Origin of the sequence: Methylosarcina fibrata AML-C10, from assembly GCF_000372865.1 — a bacterium.
Taxonomy (GTDB): domain Bacteria; phylum Pseudomonadota; class Gammaproteobacteria; order Methylococcales; family Methylomonadaceae; genus Methylosarcina; species Methylosarcina fibrata.
The window spans coordinates 1,049,653-1,067,136 of sequence record NZ_KB889965.1; the positions used below are offsets into that span (position 1 = coordinate 1,049,653).

Consider the following 17,484-nt stretch of genomic DNA (forward strand, 5'->3'; position numbering starts at 1 on the left):
GCAATAATTTAAACTTTACAATCAGAATGGACGAGCCTAAATTTCGCGGATGAAGCAGCCGTCCAAACTGCTCGGCGAGGTGCGCGAACGCATTCGCTCCAGGCATTATTCGATTCGTACCGAAGAGGCCTACGTCGATTGGGCGAAGCGCTTCATTCTGTTTCACAATAAGCGCCGTCCGAAAGACGTGGGCGTGACGAGTCCGCCGGATTTATTGCAGGAGATTCCTAAATTTATAAAAAATGGTTTACAATCGCCGAAACTCATCCGAAACAGGTTTTAATGGCCATGTCGACGTCTCATCCCGGTATTTTCCCATGGGTTCCACCTTAAAGCTGACTTCCACTCATTGCCGAACCGGCGCGGTAGAGATCAGGGAAGCGACGTCCGAGACCTTGCAGATAGGCCGGTCCCTGGAAGGCAACAACTGGACGCTGCCGGATCCCGACGCCCGGATTTCCAGAAAGCAGTGCGTCATCGAGCATCAGGACGACTGTTATTTCATTACCGACATCAGCAACAACGGCACTTTTCAGAATTCGAAACGGCTGACGAAATACGCCCGGACACAACTTAAGGACGGCGATGTTCTGACCTTATGCGAAAACCCTCCCGTCTACGAAATCCGGGTCGACATTCAGCTTCCGCGGCCGAAACCCGAGCCGAAGAGCGAGCAAAGCCGGCAGACGTCTTCTTCCTCCAAACCCTGGTGGGATAATGAAGTCCCGGACGGACCGCCTTCCCCTTCTCCCGGACCTCAGCCCCCGTTCAAGAAAAACACTTCCGATATTCTCTCCGCCCGGGAATTGGCGCAATCGTTTTACGACGGCGCAAACCTGCAAAACGTAGCGATGGCCGACGACGAGTTGCCGGCGTTGTTCTTTAACCTGGGGCAATTTTTCAGACTGACCATCGAAGGTCTGAACGATTTATTGCAAGCCCGCAACAGCGTCAAGCAAGGCTTCCACATCCCAAGCCATACCATGATCGGAGGCGGCCGGCTCAATCCCATCAAGAACATGGCGACGGAGCAGGCGATGGAGCAACTGCTAGTGCACAAATTACCCAACTGTCTGGGGATGCCTCAGGCGCTGGGAGAGGTGTTCACGGACCTGCAGGCGCACGAACTGGCGATCATGGCGGGAATTCAGGAAGCTCTCAATTTCCTGGTGGAAGAATTCGATCCGCATCGTCTGGAATCCCGTCTCAGCGAGCGGATGATGATCGAAAACCTGTTTCCGGACATCAGCAAGGTGCGCTATTGGAACGAATATGTAAAGTTTTATGCTTCGATTGCGGATGAAACGAAAACCAATTTCCAGAAACTGTTCGGAGATTCCTTTGCGTCCGCTTACGATCAATTTGTCGATAAATTGGGGGAAAAACCGGGAGATGGCTCATGAATCCATGGTTGCGGCAGGGATTTCTTCTGTTTCTTTTAGCCGTCCTCGGCGGCTGCGGCGAAGATCCGCCTAAAGAAGCACCGCCGCCTCCGCCACCGCCTCCCACGAAGGTGGTGATCAGGCTCCATGCCGGCGACGACGTCAATCCGACCCCATTCGGCCGGCCGTCTCCCCTGGTGCTGAGGCTCTATGAACTCAAAAATGCCGACGCTTTTGCCGGCGCCGATTTTTACAAGTTATACGACCAGGAGGACGCCGTTTTGAAAGCCGACTTGCTGGCCCGGCAAGAACTGCTGATCAGGCCTGAACAAACCCTGGAAATCGAGCGGACGACCGAGCCCGATGCTCGCTTTATCGGTTTCCTGGCGGCCTTTCAGGACCTGGATCATGCCATTTGGCGAGAAATTCTGGCAATTCCTCTCCATCGGCGTACAATTTTCAACGTGCAGCTCGACAAGCTGTCGATCAAGGCTAAAGCGGCACCGGACAAACACCGATAATAAGCCTAACAGGGTGAGCCAATGTCTACATACAGCAAGGTGATCTGGTATGAAGGAATGTTTCTGCGCCCTCACCACTACCAGCAGCAGGACCGGTATTTCGAGACGTTAATCAATGCCCGCTGCGACTATTTGCAGGTCTACGATTGGGGAATCGTTCAGTTGATTCTGGACCCACAGGCGCTGCACGAGGGCAAGATCGCCGTTCACCGCTGCCTGGGCCTGTTGCCGGACGGAACGCCCGTCAATATTCCGGACGAGGACGATCCGCCGACACCCCTGGTGATCGAATCCTCCATGCACGGCCATATGATCCTGCTGGCTCTTCCGGACCGTAAGCCGACAGGCGAAATCGAAGGGGACAACAGCCAAACCGGTACGGCCCGTTTTCGGATCGCTCCGCAAAAATTGCAGGATTACAACGCAGGTTTCAAGGACCGGGAAGAAGAAATTAAAATCGGCAGGAAGCAATTCCAATTAATTACCGACAAGGACAATGCCGGCGGCTATTCGGTTCTCCGCATAGCCCGCGTTCGCGAAAAAATCGGTCAAGGAGTCGTTCTCGACGAGAATTTCATTCCGCCGACCTTGGATTGCAGAAGCCCGCCGCTTCTCTATGGCTATTTGACCGACATCCTGGAATTGTTGAAACAGGCCGGCCAGGAATTGAACAGCCGCATTCCCGAAAATCTGGACCAGGGCCGGGGGCAAATCGAGGATTTGCTGATGCTTCAGATCATCAATCGGAATATCCCGCTATTTGCCCACTTAGCCGGGATGCAGAGATTGCATCCCGAGGTTTTTTATCAAAAAGCCTTGCAACTGGCGGGCGAACTCGCGACGTTAACTCGCAAGCCCAGGCTCGCACCGGATTTTCCTCTTTACGATCATGACGATCTGCACCCTGTTTTCCTGCCTCTGATGGAAGCGCTGCGGCGTTTTATCCCTTCGACGTCGACGCCGTCCATCAATGAACTCCTGATCAAAATATTCGGCGGCGGACGCTATCTCGCTCCTCTCTCCGAAGCACAAAGAGCGCTGCTCGACGAATCGGCGTATGTCCTGATGGTGAAAATCCCGCCCCCCCTGATCGAGAGTTTTCCGAAACAATGCACCATCAGCGCCGCGGAGGAACTGGATGATCTGGTCAACCGGATCATCCCCGGCATCGGCTTGAGCAAGCTCAATACCGTCCCACAGTTTCTGCCCTATGCACCGGATCATACCTACTTCCGACTGGAGCAAAACAGCGAATACTGGCAGCGCCTGAAAACTTCGAAAGTCGGCCTGGCGTTTCACGTAGCGGTTGACGTTCCCGGCATCGTGATGCGGTTATGGGCCATTAAGGAAAAAAATCGATGAGCAATTTCGATCCGTTTGGCGAAGCCAAGCAAAAGCAATCAGCCCCGAACGACACCGGATCGAACCGGAGTCATTTCGCGGGCACGGCTGAAGAGGACGACCGTCTGACCGTCATTGCCCAGTCCGTTCCTTACGGCGCCACCAAATTAGGTCAAAGACCTCGGCCCGGAAGAGAGACGTTACCGGAAACGGACTCGTTTGCGCCTGCCGGCGCCAATCCGGTGGTCAATGCGGCAGCTACTTTGCTGAACCTGATGCTGAGTCTGAAAAATACCCATGCCTGCCCGGACGTCGAAGGGTTACGGAGCCAACTCGTGGCGGAAATCGGCCGCTTCCGAAGCGCGCTGGAAACCGACCCTTCGCGGATGGCCCATGCCACCATAGAAAGCGCCAGTTATGCCGTGTGCGCCGCTCTGGACGACGTGATTCTCAACAATACGGCCTGGGGAAGCTCCGGCGTTTGGGCTCAGAGAAGCCTGCTTGCGGCCGTGCACAACGATTTTCGGGGCGGCACCCGTTTCTATGAACTACTGGACAATGCGCTCAGGGCGCCCGCGGTAAACCGGGATCTGCTGGAATTGATGTACCTTTGTCTGTCGTTGGGATTTCAGGGACAGTACCGCAACCGGCACGTCGAACTGGAATCGCGGCGTAAATACGCGTTCGATACCCTTTACGCCTTGTACCGGAAAGACGACTCGGAACGGGATTTATCGCCGAATTGGCGAAGCGAAGCGAGAAAGCCCGATACGCTCGTTCACCAGGTGCCTTTCTGGATTACCGCCGCGGTTGCCGGCGCCTTGTTGGTCGGTATTTACACGGCCTTCTATTTTCGGCTCGGTACCGAAGCCGAACCGGTTCTGGCCGATTTCGACAAGGTGGCCGTGGCGGCGCCGGAATTTGTCAGAACGTCTTCCTGGCCGCAACCCGAACCGATTCCGGAGGATCAAAATGCTTACCGGAGATTAAGTTCGTTTTTGTCGACGGAAATCGGTCGCCACGAGGTGGAACTGGAGCAACTGAAGGAAGGCGTTCTGATCCGGCTACAGGGCGATGAATTATTCAAATCGGCCAGCGCGACCTTGAATCCGGATTACAACCATCTGCTGCAAAGAATAGGCAGCGCCTTAAAGGACGAACAAGGCAAAATCCTGGTGGTCGGCCATACCGACAACCTGCCCATCCGGACGCTGAAATTCCCTTCCAATTATGTATTGTCCAAAGCACGGGCTGAAACGGTAGCGCAGTCGTTGCGCACGGCCACCGGCGCATCCGACCGGTTCGTCGTCAAGGGTAAAGGCGCCTTCAAACCGCGCACGCCCAACCGGGACGAAGCGGGACGAGCCCGCAACCGGCGGGTGGAAATCATCCTGATGACAGGAAACGAATCATGAAAAAACTGTTGGGTATTTTCAAGAATCGATGGTTTCTCTCGTTCCTGGGATTGGCGGCAGCCGCCGTGCTGATCTGGTATCTGGGCCCCGCCGTTTCCGTCAACGACGTAACGCTGCTGGAATCGCCCGAATCCCGGCAATGGACCATTGCCGCAATGCTTGCGCTCTGGGGGCTAAACCAACTGCGTCGTCACTGGCAGGCCAGACGCAACGAGCGGCAATTGCAGGAAGCGTTAAAGCAGGCCTCTCCCGACATCGTGCAAAGCAAATCCAGAGAAGAAGTGGAGGATCTGGCGCAAAAATTCGAGGAGTCACTGCAGAAACTGAAAAACGAACTGGGCGGAAGCCGCTTCGGCAGCCGGTATCTCTACCAGTTGCCCTGGTACATCATCATCGGACGCTCGCGGGCCGGTAAAACGACTTCCCTGAAGACCGCCAATCTGAACTACATCCAGAAGGCGCAAGGTGTCGGAAGCACGCAAAACTGCGACTGGTTCTTTACCGACGAAGCGGTGCTGATCGATACGGCCGGCCGTTATGTGTCGCAGGACATCTATCACGACGTCGACAAAGCCGGCTGGCACGGTTTTCTGGATTTATTGAAGAAATACCGGCCGCGCCGTCCGATCAACGGCGTCCTCATTGCCGTCAGCCTCGGCGAAATGTTGCAGCAGAACGAAGTCGAGCGGGCCGAGCACGTGCTTGCCGTCAAAACACGGCTGCAGGAACTGCACGACCGGCTCGGCATCCGCTTTCCCGTGTACCTGGTTTTTACCAAATCCGATCTGTTGGCCGGTTTCGTCGAATTTTTCGATGATCTCGGACCGCATGAGCGATCGCAGGTCTGGGGCCTGACCCTGCCCCTTTATGCGGATCTGCATACCCCGGTCGCTCAAGTCATGGCTGATTTTTCCCGGGAGTTCCGGAAACTGGAGCAATGCCTGAATAAACGGTTGTTACGGCGCCTGCAGGACGAACGCAACAATCAGCTTCGGGATTTGATTTATACCTTTCCCCAGCAATTCGGGGCAATACGCCCGGTAATCGAGCAATTTTTGCACAGTCTGTGCCAGCCGAACATGCGCAAGGAAATACCCATGCTGCGCGGCGTCTATTTCACCAGCGGCACCCAGGTAGGCACGCCCATCGACCGGGTCATGTCGGCCATTGCCGAAACGTTTAGGGTCAATCGGCGCCTTCTTTCCGAATTCAAAAGCGAAGGTAAAAGTTATTTCGTCAAGCAACTGCTGCAGGAAGTCATTTTTCCGGAGGCAGGCCTCGCCAATACCAATTTGTACCTGGAAAGACAGCGCAACTGGCTGCAGCGGCTTGCCTTCATCGGAGCCTTCCTGTTGGTGGGCTCGCTAAGTTCGCTATGGACGATCAGCTATCTCAACAATCGAAACTATATCCGGGAAGTAAGAAAGGATCTCGGCGAATTGATCGCTCAAAGCGGCGAATTGCGCCCGAATCAGACCGGCGCCCTGAATGTCTTGCCGTTGCTGGAAACCGCCGCCAATATCCCCGGCGGCTACGCCCATCCGGACCCCGGCCTGTTCTATACCTTCGGGTTGTACCAGGGCAATGCGCTGGGCGAGAACGCGAGCGAAACCTATAAACAGCTCCTGACCGATGCCTTGTTGCCGCGTTTGCTGATTCGTCTGGAAGAAGAACTCCGGCACAACGCCGGCAACACGGAAACGCTGTACGAAACCCTTAAAATCTATTTGATGCTGAGCGAACCCAAATCCGGGCATTTTAACAAGCACCTGATCCAGTCCTGGATGCAGTCGGATTGGCAGGAACACTTGCCGCGTAACGTCTCGGACGATCAGCGGCAATTGCTCGGAAAACATCTGACCGCGTTATTGGCTTCTTACCCGGGGACCCTGCCTTTCCAACCGGATTCGGCGCTGATCGGACAGGCGCAAAAACAGTTGCGAGCCGTTCCGCTGGAACAGCGCGTGTACGCCCAGCTCAAGACGATCGGATTGCGGCAAGGCTTGCCCGCGTTCAACGCCAGCGAAGAAGCCGCACCCAATGCCGTCCGGGTGTTCGAACGCGGCAGCGGCAAGTATTTAAGCGAAGGCGTGCCCGGATTTTATTCTTATGAAGGCTATCATCGAGTCTTTCTGCCGTCCATAGAAGACCGGTTGGACGATACGATCGAGGAAAGCTGGGTCATGGGCAACCGGGACGAAGCGTCGAAACCGGAAAACAGAAAGCATCTGGTCAGCGAAGTGCGTCGCCTTTACCTGGAAGACTACGCCCGGCAATGGAAGGCGTTTCTGAACGACATCAATATCCGGCCCCTGCCTTCGGCGGATCCTCAGCAAGCGATCGAAATCGTCAAAATTCTGTCCGACCCGGGCAATTCGCCTTTGCGAAAATTACTGGTGGCGATCGACCGGGAAACGTCTCTCGACCGGCCGGCCAAGGAAGGAGCCGATTCGGCAAAGCCCAAAAAAGACAGCGGTCTGAAAAAACTCTGGAACAAAATCCCGGGCGCACAAACCCTTACGAAAGAAGTGGGCGAAGCGACCGGCCTGATCGAGGCGCAGGCCGGACCCAATCCGGTCGATGAGGCGTTCGTCGATCTTCACCACCTCGTGCAAAACGGACTGGACAACCTCATCCACGGACTCGACGACCTTTACCGCAATCTGGACGCGATCAATAACGCCGCCACCGACGAAGAACGCAGCGCCGCCAACAAGCAGATGAGCCAGGTGGTCGTTAAATTGCGGCAGGACGCCAATCTTCTGCCCGACTCCGTCAAAAACAAGATCAAGGGCATCGCAGAGGATGCGGACAATCTCAATAAAGGCCGCATCCGTGCCTATTTGAACGACCTCTGGATGGCGGAGGTTTTGCCGTTTTGCCGGCAGGCCCTGAACGACCGTTATCCCCTGGCAGAGGACAGTGAAATCGACATCACCCTGGCGGATTTCGGCCAATTTTTCGGACCGGGCGGCATCATGGACACTTTTTTCCAGAAGAACCTGCAAATGCTGGTCGATTTGTCGCGCACTCCCTGGCGCTGGAACGACAAAGCCGGCGATATGTCGGCTGCAAGCCTGGCCGTGTTTCAGCAGGCCGCTCAAATCAAAAGAGCGTTTTTTACCGCAGGTCCCGAACCGGTTTTGAATTTCGAATTGAAACCGATCAACATGGATGCCGAGGCCGACCAGTCGTTACTGGACGTGGGCGGGCAGGAAATTCTTTATCGGTTTGGCCCGGCCCAGCCGACCGCGATGAAGTGGCCAAGCCCTGACAACAACGTGCAGGTTCGGCTGGATTTTCAGCCGCCGCCGGCGGACGGCGCCTCCGGTTTTACCCTGCAAGGGCCGTGGGCCTGGCTCAGAGCCCTGGATTTGCCGGCTACCCGGATTATCCGGACTCGCCGCCCCGAAATTTATCACGTCACTTTCGGCGTGGGAAGTCATTACGTCACCTACGAACTTCGCGCCATGAGCGCTTTTAATCCGTTCAATCTCAAGGAACTGCATAAATTCAAATGTCCTGATCGATTAAGTTAGCCACTACCAGTCATTCCATACAAAAAAGGGGTAAACGATGGCGGAAAACAGCCAGAAAAAATCAACCAGCGTGAGTGGATTCCTTTTCCACCTCATCCATGAGAATAAAAACGGCTTGAGAGCGGTTCCCGAAACGCCGCCTTTTATCCCGGAGAATCCGCATTTTAACCCTGCAATGCTGTGGCTGCCGATGGCGGATTCGCCTTCTGAATTAGAGGTGGTGGTTCCTCTTGTTTAAGAGTACTATGAGCTAATCCACTAAAAGGAGCACATCGCTATGGCCTCTCCTGACGTCCTGGAATTTGAACGTTTGCTCAAACCTGTTTCCGCAGATCAGCCGTGCGGAATTGATCTGCGCCAGGATTCGTCGACCACTTCGCTCTATCACGGCAACAACGCCATCAAGGACAGGCGCAAGAAAGCCGGGGAAATAGAACGTAAAATTCCCGTCAAGGAAGAAAACCAGGACGATTATTATTATTTTCGCCTAAGTCTCGATGAATGGCGGCAGGTCGACCGGCAAGCGCGCGTCATTCTGGCCGAACACAGCAAGGACCTGGAAGTGGCAACCTGGCTGATCGAGGCGTTGGTCCGAATCCATGGTTTTGCCGGGCTCCGCGACGGTTTCCGGCTGGCCTGCGAGTTGATCGAGCGTTATTGGGATCAGCTCTACCCCCTGCCCGATCCGGACGATGCTGTGCCCAGGGCATGGCCTCTGGTCGGACTGAACGGATTCGGCCAGGAAAGCGACAGTCCTTTGGTTAGAGCAATCTGGCGAGTCCCTTTGACCGAAGCCTCGGAGCGAATCAAGATTTCTCCCCTGACCTGGCTTGACCACAAAACTCGAAGCGATGCCGAAAGCGCCGTTAAGGAATCGTCGCCGGATTTTTTCAAGACGGCGCGCAGCGATTTGACCCAGTGCCAGGACTATTTTGCCAAACTCTGCCGGATTCTCGACGACAAATGCGGCCCCGGCAAATTTCCTTCGAGCCATATAAAAAAAGCGCTCGCCGACTGCCGGCAGGCCGTCCGCGAGTTAAGCAACGAAACCGAAGGCACACAAAATGAAGAGGCGGCTGAGCCTCAGGACTTGGCTGAAGGCAATGCCGCCGCGCCGGTGCCGACGCATTTGACCAGCCGCGAGAAAGCGCTGCAAACCCTGATCGACGTCGCCAACTATTTCGAGCGGACCGAGCCGCATTCGCCCCTGCCCTCCTTGTTGAAACAGGCCGTGCGCTGGGCGCGCATGCCGTATGCGGAATGGCTGAGCGAGGTGATCACGAACGACAGCGTCCGCACCGAGGTGTTCAAGTTGACGGGGGTTCGCCCGGAATCGAAATAGATTCGCATCATTTTCACACACAAAGGAGATCGATCCTATGTCAGAAAGCATCCATGAAAAACTGAAACGCGTGCGTAAACCCCGCGTGCACATCACCTACGAAGTCGAAACCGAGGGCGCGATGGTGTTGAAAGAACTGCCTTTTATCGTGGGCGTGATGGGCGATTTTTCCGGCAACAATCCGACGCAAGAGCTCAAGCCCCTGGCGGAACGTAAATTCATCCAGATCGACCGGGACAATTTCAATGCCGTCATGGAAAAGATGACGCCGGGCTTGAAGTTCAGGGTCGAGAATACGCTGGCGGGCAACAACACCGAAATGGCCGTGGAACTGGCCTTCAAATCCATGGACGATTTCGAGCCGGCCAACATCGTCAAACAGATCGACTCGCTCAAGAAACTGAAGGAAACGCGGGACAAACTCAGCGAACTGATGACCAAGGCCGACGTTTCGGTGGCCTTGGAAGGCATTCTGGAAAAGGTACTGGAAAAAACCGAAGAGGGTTCGAAACTCAAGCAGCTCGCCGGCGAACTGGGCATCGATACGGACCCGGGTCAAGACCAACCTCAACAGGAGAATAAGCCATGAGCACCGAACCGGAACAAGTTCAAGCCGACGTTCAGGAAACTTTGCAGGCGAAGGAGGCGCCCTCCGAGAGTCTGCTGGACCTGGCGATTACCGCGACCAAGAAAACCCAGCCTGATCGGGCCAAGGATTTACTGGACAACCTGGTCAAGGAAGCGCTGAAAGGCACGGTCAGTTGGGACAAGAACGTTACCGTTTCCATTACCAACGCCATCAAGAAGATCGACGCCGACATTTCGGAACAATTGGCGGCCGTGATGCACCATCCGGAATTTCTGAAGCTCGAAGGCACCTGGCGCGGCCTGAATTATTTGGTGATGAACAGCGAAACCGGAGAGAATCTAAAGATCCAGGTCCTCAACATCAGCAAAAAGGCCTTGCTCAACGATCTGGAAAAAGCGACCGAGTTCGACCAGAGCGAAATTTATAAAAAGATCTACACCAGCGAATTCGACATGCCGGGCGGGATGCCGTACGGCACCTTGATCGGCGATTACGAATTCACCAACCATCCGGACGACATGGCTTTGCTTCGCGGCATTTCCCAGGTGTCGGCCGCCGCGTTCGCGCCGTTCATCTCCGCCGCGGATCCCGGCTTGTTCGGCTTCGACAGTTGGACCGAACTGACCAAGCCGCGCGATCTGGCGAAAATTTTCGATTCCGTCGATTACATCAAATGGAAAAGCTTCCGGGACACCGAAGACTCCCGCTTCGTCACGCTGACCCTGCCGAGGACTCTGGCGCGTCTTCCTTACGGCTCGCTGACCAAACCCATCGAAGAATTTTCTTATGAAGAAGCGCCTCTGGGAGAAGTCCGGGATCAGGACGGCAAGGTCGTCAATCAATACCGCACCGAACAACCGCACGATCATTATTGTTGGATGAACGCGTCCTATGTGTTGGGCGCCCGCTTGACCGACGCCTTCGCCAAATACGGCTGGTGCACCGCGATTCGCGGCGAGGAAGGCGGCGGCAAGGTCGAGAATCTGCCGGCCGACCTCTTTACCAGCATGGACGGCGATCGGGATCTCAAATGCCCGACGGAAGTCGGCATTCCCGACCGGCGTGAATTCGAATTCAGCAATCTGGGTTTTCTTCCGCTGTGCCATTATAAAAATACCGATTTCGCCGTATTCTTCGGCGGTCAGACCACGCAAAAGCCGGTCAAATACGACCGCGACGCCGCCAATGCCAATGCCGCCATTTCGGCCCGCCTGCCCTACATTCTGGCCACTTCGCGGTTCGCTCATTACCTTAAAGTGATGGGCAGAGGCAAGGTCGGGTCTTTCATGGAAGCGGAAAATGCAGCCGAATGGCTGAACCGCTGGATTCAGAATTACGTCAACACCAATCCCAACGCAAGTCCGGAAATGAAAGCGCGCTATCCGCTCAGGGAAGCCAAAATTGTCGTGGAAGCCATTCCCGGCAAACCCGGCTCGTACAACGCCGTAGCCTGGCTGCGGCCCTGGCTGCAAATGGAAGAATTGAACGCATCCCTGCGCATGGTCGCAGAGATTCCGAAAGGCGCCAAATAGCGCGGCCGTTGCCGATTCCCGAACGATGACGGCCTCTCTATGCGAAGACCCGAACGCTGACTTGCAAACCGGGCAACGCCTGAGCGCTTTCCTGGCGGCGCCCGACTGGGCGTCGGCTTTGGCCGTCTGGCTCGGAAAAGAGGACTGCGAACGGCTGGCGGCCGACAAATGCGCCCTGATACGGCGTCTGCAGCGGGACATTGCCGATCTGGACGCGAGGATCGGAGAACAAGTCAACGCCATCCTTCATCATCCAAGCTTTCAGGCGCTGGAAGCGTCGTGGCGGGGATTGTCTTATCTGCACCGGACAACGCTGGCTCTCTCGTCCCGGAGCGTTCAGATCCGCGTGCTGACGATCACCTGGCGGGAACTGGCGCGCGATCTGGAGCGCGCCATCGAATTCGATCAGAGTCATTTTTTCCAGAAGATTTACACTCAGGAATTCGACATGCCCGGAGGCGAGCCCTATGGGTTGCTGATCGGCGATTATTACGTCCGGCACCGGCCCGAACCGGATCATCCGATTGACGACGTGATGGTGCTGCGTTCGGTAGCGGAGGTGTCGGCCGCGGCTTTCGCCCCTTTCATTGCCGGCGCCGATCCGGCCCTGTTCGGCCTGGACAGCTTTCAGGATCTGTCTCAGCCCCTCGATTTGCAGGCCATTTTCCGGCAGCACGAGGGGCTCGACTATTTCAACTGGCAGAATTTGCGAAAATCGGAAGACAGCCGTTTCATCGGACTGACTCTGCCGCGCATCCTGATGCGGCTTCCCTACGAAGACGACGGCTCCCGGCCGGACGGGTTTCATTTTCGGGAGACGGTGGAAGGGCGCGACGACCGAAATTATTTGTGGGGCAACGCCGCCTATGCGTTTGCTGCGGTCGCTCTTCAGGCCTTCGACAACAACGGCTGGCTGGCCGACATCCGGGGCGTGCGCCAGGACTCCGAAACAGGCCGGTTGCTGGCCGCCGGCGGTTTGGTCAGTGGCCTTCCGGTTCCCTGCTTCGCAACCGATCGCGACGGTTTGATTCCGAAATACTCGACCGAGGTCATGATCGGCGAATACCGGGAAAAGGAACTGGACGATCTCGGTTTTATCAGTCTGTGCCATTGCCGGGATACGGCATGGTCCGCTTTTTACAGCAACCCCTCCATACAATGGCCGAAGCAATACGACAGCGACGCAGCGACCGTCAACGCGCGCCTGACGGCGATGTTGCAATACACGTTGTGCGTATCGCGCTTTGCCCATTATCTGAAGCGGCTCGGACGATCCAAGACCGGCGCCATCACCCATGCCGAAGAGCTGGAAAATTTTTTAAGCAATTGGCTGCAACAGTATACGACCTCGCGGGACACCGCTTCGCTTGCCGAAAAAGCCCGTTACCCGCTGCGCGAGGCAAAAATCCGGATTAAGGAATATCCGGGCAAGCCGGGCAGTTATCTCTGCATCGCTCATCTGCGTCCTCATTTCCAGTTGGAGCAGCTCACCGCCGCCATCCGCCTGGAAACGGAAATCACTCCCACCACCTGATCCTCCGGAGATTCCACGAATGCTAACCGCAAGCCAACTCTACGAAGAAGGTCAATTAGCCCAGGCCGTTGCCGCTTTGAATGAAGACTTGCGCCGACAGCCATTGGACAACGGCAAACGCTATTTCCTGGCCGAATTGCTGTGTTTTGCCGGCGACTGGGAGCGGGCCGACAAGCAACTGGATCTGTTGATGCATCAGGATGCCTCGTTGCTGCCTGGCGTCCTGCTGTTTCGGCAACTGCTCAGGGCCGCCAAGGCGCGCGAGCAATTTTTCAAAGAAGGACGGCTACCCGAGTTTCTCGAAGAACCTTCCGCTCATTTGCAGTCTTATCTAAAAGCCTCGATCAGCATTCGGGAAGGCCGGCTACAGGAAGCTTCGGCGTTATGCGTTGAAGCGGAACGGCAAAGACCCGTCCTGCCGGGAATTTGCAACGGCCAGGCCATCAGCGATTTCCGCGATCTCGACGATCTGACCGCGGGCGTCCTGGAAGTCCTGACCGGAGCCGGCCAATATGACTGGTTTCCCCTGGCGCGCATCGACAGCATCACTTTGCCGCCGCCTCGAAGGCCTCGCGACATGCTTTGGCGGCCGGCGCACGTCACCCTTTTAAACGGGCCGGAAAGCGACTTTTTTCTTCCGGTCATTTATCCGGAATCGGAGACGAGCGAAACTCTGCGGCTTGGGCGCTCCACGGAATGGCTCGGCGGCGAAAACGCGCCGGTTCGAGGTTTGGGTCAGCGAATGTTTCTGGCCGGCGACGACGTGGTGTCCCTGATGGAAATCCAGGAGCTTAAACTGGCGCAGCGGCGGGCAGGACATGACTAATCCCTTCGAATCTGCACAAAAACTGCTGCCGTCCTTGCTGGATCGCCTGCTCGACGACGAACCGCAAAATCTTCATGAGCGCCGGGATAGTTACAATCAGACCGAAGAAGCCTTGGAAAAGAGCGTCAAACGCGATCTGGAGAATCTGTTGAATACCCGGCGGCGCTGCGGTTCCTGTCCGCCGGAATTGAAGGAACTGGAGGAATCCTTGATCAATTACGGCCTGCCGGATTTTTTGGCGATGAATCTGGCTTTTGATGAGGGCCGCCAGTTGTTTCGGCGCATGATCGAGAAAACGATCCGAAGCTGCGAACCCCGTTTGGTCGAGGTCAAGGTCACCATGCTCGACGTCACCGAACCGATCCACCGCAACATGCGTTTTCGAATCGACGCCAAACTGCGCGCCGAGCCTGCGCCGGAGCCGATTTCGTTCGATTCCGTGCTGGAGCCGGTGACCTGCAATTTTACTCTGGAGCGCTCCGGCCATGAGTGATGAATTGCTTCCCTACTACAACAGCGAATTGGCGTTTGTGCGCGAATTGCTGCGCAAGGAATTCGCCGAAGCCCATCCGAAGATGGCCGCCCGCCTGGGCATCGGCGCGGTAGACCGGGAAGAATCCACCGATCCTCACGTACGGCGGCTGATCGAAGCCGTGGCCTATCTGAATGCCCGGATTCGCTACAAACTGGACGACGACTTTCCGGAAATCAGCGATGCCCTGTTAGGCGTTCTGTATCCTCATTATCTAACGCCGGTGCCGTCGCTGGCGATCGTACAATTTCAGGCGGACCCGGGTCTTACCGATATTTTCGACCATCTGCCGAAGAATACCGAACTGGAAACCGATCCGGTCGACGGCCAGCCTTATCGCTTCCGCACCTGTTATCCGGTGGCTCTGTGGCCGATACGCGTGGACAGCGCGGGTCTCCACGAACGCCCCTTGCCGGCTCCGGCGATTGCTCAAAGCAGGAACGCACAAGGCGTGCTGCGGCTGGAACTGCGCTGCCACAACGACGATTTAAGCTTTGCCAAGCTCGGATTGAGCGGCCCTTGCGAAAAACTCGAAAAACTGCCGCTGCGTTTTTTTCTCAAGGGTCAGGAACAGCACGTGTACCCTCTTTATGACCTGCTGTGCAATTCCCTGCTACAGGTCGTTCTGGCGAGCGGCGACAACGACCCCGAGCCCGTATCGCTAGGCCCCGACTGCCTGAGACCGATGGGTTTTGCCGGGGAAGAAGGTTTGCTGCCTTATCCGGCCCGATCGTTCCTCGGCTATCGCCTGTTGACGGAATTCTTTGTCTTTCCGGAGAAGTTTCTGTTTCTGGAACTATTGCTGGACAAGAGCTATTTGAACCGCTTCGGCAATCGCCTGAATATCTATTTTTATTGCGCCGTCTGCCCTGCCGAATTGCAGCGCGCAGTCAACGCCGACACCTTTGCGTTGGGCTGCACCCCCGTCGTCAATCTGTTCGAACAATGGGCCGATCAGGGGCTTTTCAATCATACTCAACCCGAGTATGAAGTAACCCCCAGCGAGCGTCACCGCAACACGATGGAGGTGTATTCGATCGATGCCGTGAGCGCGAGCGACGACGCAGGCCGGGTCTTCGAGTTTCAGCCCCTCTATGGCGCGCACCACAGCCACGACGCCCGGCATCGGCAATTCTGGTTCGCCAGCCGAAGACCGGCCCGTCACCATTCCGGCACGGACACGTTTCTCAAACTGGTCGATCTCGATTTCAGTCCTTCCCGGTCGAGCGAACAGACCTTGCACGTCAAGTTGACCTGCCTCAACCACAATCTGCCGAGTCTGCTGCCTTTCGGCGGCGATCAGCCGCATCTGCAATTACGGGAAAGCGCCGCGCCTTTAAAGCGCATTGCCTGCCTGACGAAGCCGACGCCGAGTTTCCGCCCTCCGCTCGGGCAAGGAGCCGTATGGCGGCTGATTTCGCATCTGACGCTGAATCTTTTGTCGATCACCGACGCCGCTCAGGGAGCGGAGGCCTTGCGGGAGATTCTCGGTCTTTACGATTATAAAAGCTCGCATCCGACTCGGGGTCAGATTCAGGGCGTCGACTGGGTCGAATCCGGATTGACCACCTGCCGCCTGCCCGGCAGCGGTTTCGATACCATTTGTCAAGGGGTTGCGGTTCATGTCGGAATCGATCAGGAACGCTTCGAAGGCAAAAGCGTCCGGCTGTTTGCCCGAGTCCTGGATCACTTTCTGGCGCTTTATTGTTCCATCAATTCCTTTACTCAGCTCAAGGTCTACGATAAAAGCGACAAACTCAAAAAGGAGCCTTTAGTCCAATGCCGTCCCCGTTCCGGCGAGCATCCGCTGTTGTAGCGGAACTCTTGTTCAAGGAGCCGCACCGCTTCGATTTTTTCCAGGCGGTCCGCTTATTGGAATGGCTGTTTCGGGAGCGGCGCCCGGCGGCAAACGCTGCGAACCCTCAGGCTCCGCTAGGCGGTGACGCGCTTCCGGATCAGGAATGCGTCAGGTTCCGCGTCGACAATTCGTTCAATTTTCCGGCCAGCGCCATCGCGCGTCTAAGCGAGCCTCCGGCCGCCGAAGGCAAGGGACTCCCCTCTCCTCCGCAAATGGAAGTCTCGTTCATGGGCTTGACCGGTCCCGGCGGCGTGTTGCCGGAACATTACACCGAGCTGCTGCTGCAAAGAATCCGTTATCACAAGGACACTGCGTTAAAGGATTTTTTTGACGTGTTCAACCACCGCAGCATCTCGCTTTTTTACCGGGCCTGGGAAAAATACCGCGCGCCGTTTCTTTGGGAGCGATCAAAGCGGCATCCTTCCAGCCGGCCCGATCCCTTTACCAACAGCCTGCGCTGCCTGGTCGGACTGGGCACGGCGGGGTTAAGCGAGCGTCTGGAAATTCCGGAGGACGTACCGCTTTATTACGCAGGGCATTTTGCCCACCGGCCCCGGTCGGTCATTGCGCTGGAAGCGCTGCTCTCGGACTATCTCGCTCTGCCGGTCGTGATCAGGCAGTTTCAGGGACGATGGCTGTACCTCGACCGCTCCGAGCAGACCCGCCTGCCCGGCGCCGAATGTCCTTCGGGACAGTATGCACAACTCGGCTTCGACGCCGTTCTGGGCGAGCGGGTGTGGGACGTACGCAGTTGTTTTTACATCCGGATAGAACGTTTGACCTATCCGCAATTCGTCCGCCTGATGCCGGAAGGCGGGGATTATCCGAAACTCTGCCGTCTGACCCGTCTGTATGCCGGGATTCAGCTCACGTTCGCCGTCCAGCCGGTGCTGACGGCCGGCAAGCTGCCTGACTGCCGGCTGAGCGAACAGACGGACTATCAACCTCGTTTGGGCTGGAATACGTGGCTTTCAAACTCGAATGCTCCGATAGAAAAAAATGAGACGGATGCCCCACTTTTTTTCTGGAAAGATCTTGACAAATAAGTTGATTGTCAAAAACAAAATGGTTGC

The 17,484-nt window shown here is 56.2% G+C and carries 15 protein-coding genes; all 15 read left to right on the top strand.

Annotated features, from left to right (window positions below; genetic code table 11):
• Positions 1-49: 49 nt before the first annotated feature.
• Genes A3OW_RS29015 through tssG form a run of 15 tightly spaced genes read left to right on the top strand, consistent with a single transcriptional unit; the run spans position 50 to position 17,457 of the window.
• Positions 50-283 carry a phage integrase N-terminal SAM-like domain-containing protein gene (locus tag A3OW_RS29015; protein WP_020562361.1) on the top strand — a complete coding sequence of 78 codons (234 nt, stop codon included), beginning with the start codon at positions 50-52 and terminating at the stop codon, positions 281-283.
• 34 nt (positions 284-317) lie between these two features.
• Positions 318-1,403: a type VI secretion system-associated FHA domain protein TagH gene (gene tagH, locus A3OW_RS0105160; protein ID WP_020562362.1), complete on the top strand. Its 1,086-nt coding sequence runs from the start codon at positions 318-320 to the stop codon at positions 1,401-1,403.
• Entirely contained in the window at positions 1,400-1,903 is a 504-nt protein-coding gene (tssJ, locus tag A3OW_RS24110; protein ID WP_020562363.1) for a type VI secretion system lipoprotein TssJ, read from the top strand. Before tagH ends, tssJ begins: the two co-directional genes overlap by 4 nt.
• A gap of 21 nt (positions 1,904-1,924) precedes the next feature.
• A complete protein-coding gene (gene tssK / locus A3OW_RS0105170; RefSeq protein WP_026223345.1) occupies positions 1,925-3,265 on the top strand; it encodes a type VI secretion system baseplate subunit TssK in 1,341 nt (446 codons plus the stop codon).
• Complete coding sequence (tssL, locus tag A3OW_RS0105175) at positions 3,262-4,659, top strand: type VI secretion system protein TssL, long form (protein ID WP_020562365.1); 1,398 nt, start codon at positions 3,262-3,264, stop codon at positions 4,657-4,659. Before tssK ends, tssL begins: the two co-directional genes overlap by 4 nt.
• Positions 4,656-8,198, top strand: coding sequence for a type VI secretion system membrane subunit TssM (gene tssM, locus A3OW_RS0105180; protein ID WP_020562366.1), 3,543 nt, complete (start codon positions 4,656-4,658; stop codon positions 8,196-8,198). The genes tssL and tssM overlap by 4 nt, the downstream gene beginning before the upstream one ends.
• A 37-nt stretch (positions 8,199-8,235) precedes the next feature.
• Positions 8,236-8,436, top strand: coding sequence for a hypothetical protein (locus A3OW_RS0105185; RefSeq protein ID WP_020562367.1), 201 nt, complete (start codon positions 8,236-8,238; stop codon positions 8,434-8,436).
• A 39-nt stretch (positions 8,437-8,475) separates the two neighbouring features.
• Entirely contained in the window at positions 8,476-9,540 is a 1,065-nt protein-coding gene (tssA, locus tag A3OW_RS0105190) for a type VI secretion system protein TssA (RefSeq protein ID WP_020562368.1), read from the top strand.
• A 37-nt stretch (positions 9,541-9,577) separates the two neighbouring features.
• Positions 9,578-10,129: a type VI secretion system contractile sheath small subunit gene (gene tssB, locus A3OW_RS0105195; RefSeq protein WP_020562369.1), complete on the top strand. Its 552-nt coding sequence runs from the start codon at positions 9,578-9,580 to the stop codon at positions 10,127-10,129.
• Entirely contained in the window at positions 10,126-11,661 is a 1,536-nt protein-coding gene (gene tssC / locus A3OW_RS0105200) for a type VI secretion system contractile sheath large subunit (protein ID WP_020562370.1), read from the top strand. Before tssB ends, tssC (A3OW_RS0105200) begins: the two co-directional genes overlap by 4 nt.
• 25 nt (positions 11,662-11,686) lie before the next feature.
• On the top strand, positions 11,687-13,195 hold the full coding sequence (gene tssC, locus A3OW_RS24115; protein WP_083918146.1) for a type VI secretion system contractile sheath large subunit: 1,509 nt from the start codon (positions 11,687-11,689) through the stop codon (positions 13,193-13,195).
• 19 nt (positions 13,196-13,214) lie between these two features.
• Entirely contained in the window at positions 13,215-14,021 is an 807-nt protein-coding gene (locus A3OW_RS0105210) for a type VI secretion system accessory protein TagJ (RefSeq protein ID WP_020562372.1), read from the top strand.
• A complete protein-coding gene (gene tssE / locus A3OW_RS0105215; RefSeq protein ID WP_020562373.1) occupies positions 14,014-14,514 on the top strand; it encodes a type VI secretion system baseplate subunit TssE in 501 nt (166 codons plus the stop codon). The genes A3OW_RS0105210 and tssE overlap by 8 nt, the downstream gene beginning before the upstream one ends.
• Positions 14,507-16,369, top strand: coding sequence for a type VI secretion system baseplate subunit TssF (tssF, locus tag A3OW_RS0105220; protein WP_020562374.1), 1,863 nt, complete (start codon positions 14,507-14,509; stop codon positions 16,367-16,369). The genes tssE and tssF overlap by 8 nt, the downstream gene beginning before the upstream one ends.
• Entirely contained in the window at positions 16,333-17,457 is a 1,125-nt protein-coding gene (tssG, locus tag A3OW_RS0105225) for a type VI secretion system baseplate subunit TssG (protein ID WP_026223347.1), read from the top strand. Before tssF ends, tssG begins: the two co-directional genes overlap by 37 nt.
• Positions 17,458-17,484 lie beyond the last annotated feature (27 nt).

Bases quoted from the DNA above. Each gene is read 5' to 3' on its own strand.
- tssA (WP_020562368.1), top strand. From the start codon at position 8,476: ATGGCCTCTCCTGACGTCCTGGAATTTGAACGTTTGCTCAAACCTGTT.
- A3OW_RS29015 (WP_020562361.1), top strand. From the start codon at position 50: ATGAAGCAGCCGTCCAAACTGCTCGGCGAGGTGCGCGAACGCATTCGC.
- tssJ (WP_020562363.1), top strand. From the start codon at position 1,400: ATGAATCCATGGTTGCGGCAGGGATTTCTTCTGTTTCTTTTAGCCGTC.
- tssE (WP_020562373.1), top strand. From the start codon at position 14,014: ATGACTAATCCCTTCGAATCTGCACAAAAACTGCTGCCGTCCTTGCTG.
- tagH (WP_020562362.1), top strand. From the start codon at position 318: ATGGGTTCCACCTTAAAGCTGACTTCCACTCATTGCCGAACCGGCGCG.
- A3OW_RS0105210 (WP_020562372.1), top strand. From the start codon at position 13,215: ATGCTAACCGCAAGCCAACTCTACGAAGAAGGTCAATTAGCCCAGGCC.
- tssL (WP_020562365.1), top strand. From the start codon at position 3,262: ATGAGCAATTTCGATCCGTTTGGCGAAGCCAAGCAAAAGCAATCAGCC.
- tssG (WP_026223347.1), top strand. From the start codon at position 16,333: ATGCCGTCCCCGTTCCGGCGAGCATCCGCTGTTGTAGCGGAACTCTTG.
- tssK (WP_026223345.1), top strand. From the start codon at position 1,925: ATGTCTACATACAGCAAGGTGATCTGGTATGAAGGAATGTTTCTGCGC.
- tssC (WP_020562370.1), top strand. From the start codon at position 10,126: ATGAGCACCGAACCGGAACAAGTTCAAGCCGACGTTCAGGAAACTTTG.
- tssM (WP_020562366.1), top strand. From the start codon at position 4,656: ATGAAAAAACTGTTGGGTATTTTCAAGAATCGATGGTTTCTCTCGTTC.
- tssF (WP_020562374.1), top strand. From the start codon at position 14,507: ATGAGTGATGAATTGCTTCCCTACTACAACAGCGAATTGGCGTTTGTG.
- tssB (WP_020562369.1), top strand. From the start codon at position 9,578: ATGTCAGAAAGCATCCATGAAAAACTGAAACGCGTGCGTAAACCCCGC.
- A3OW_RS0105185 (WP_020562367.1), top strand. From the start codon at position 8,236: ATGGCGGAAAACAGCCAGAAAAAATCAACCAGCGTGAGTGGATTCCTT.
- tssC (WP_083918146.1), top strand. From the start codon at position 11,687: ATGACGGCCTCTCTATGCGAAGACCCGAACGCTGACTTGCAAACCGGG.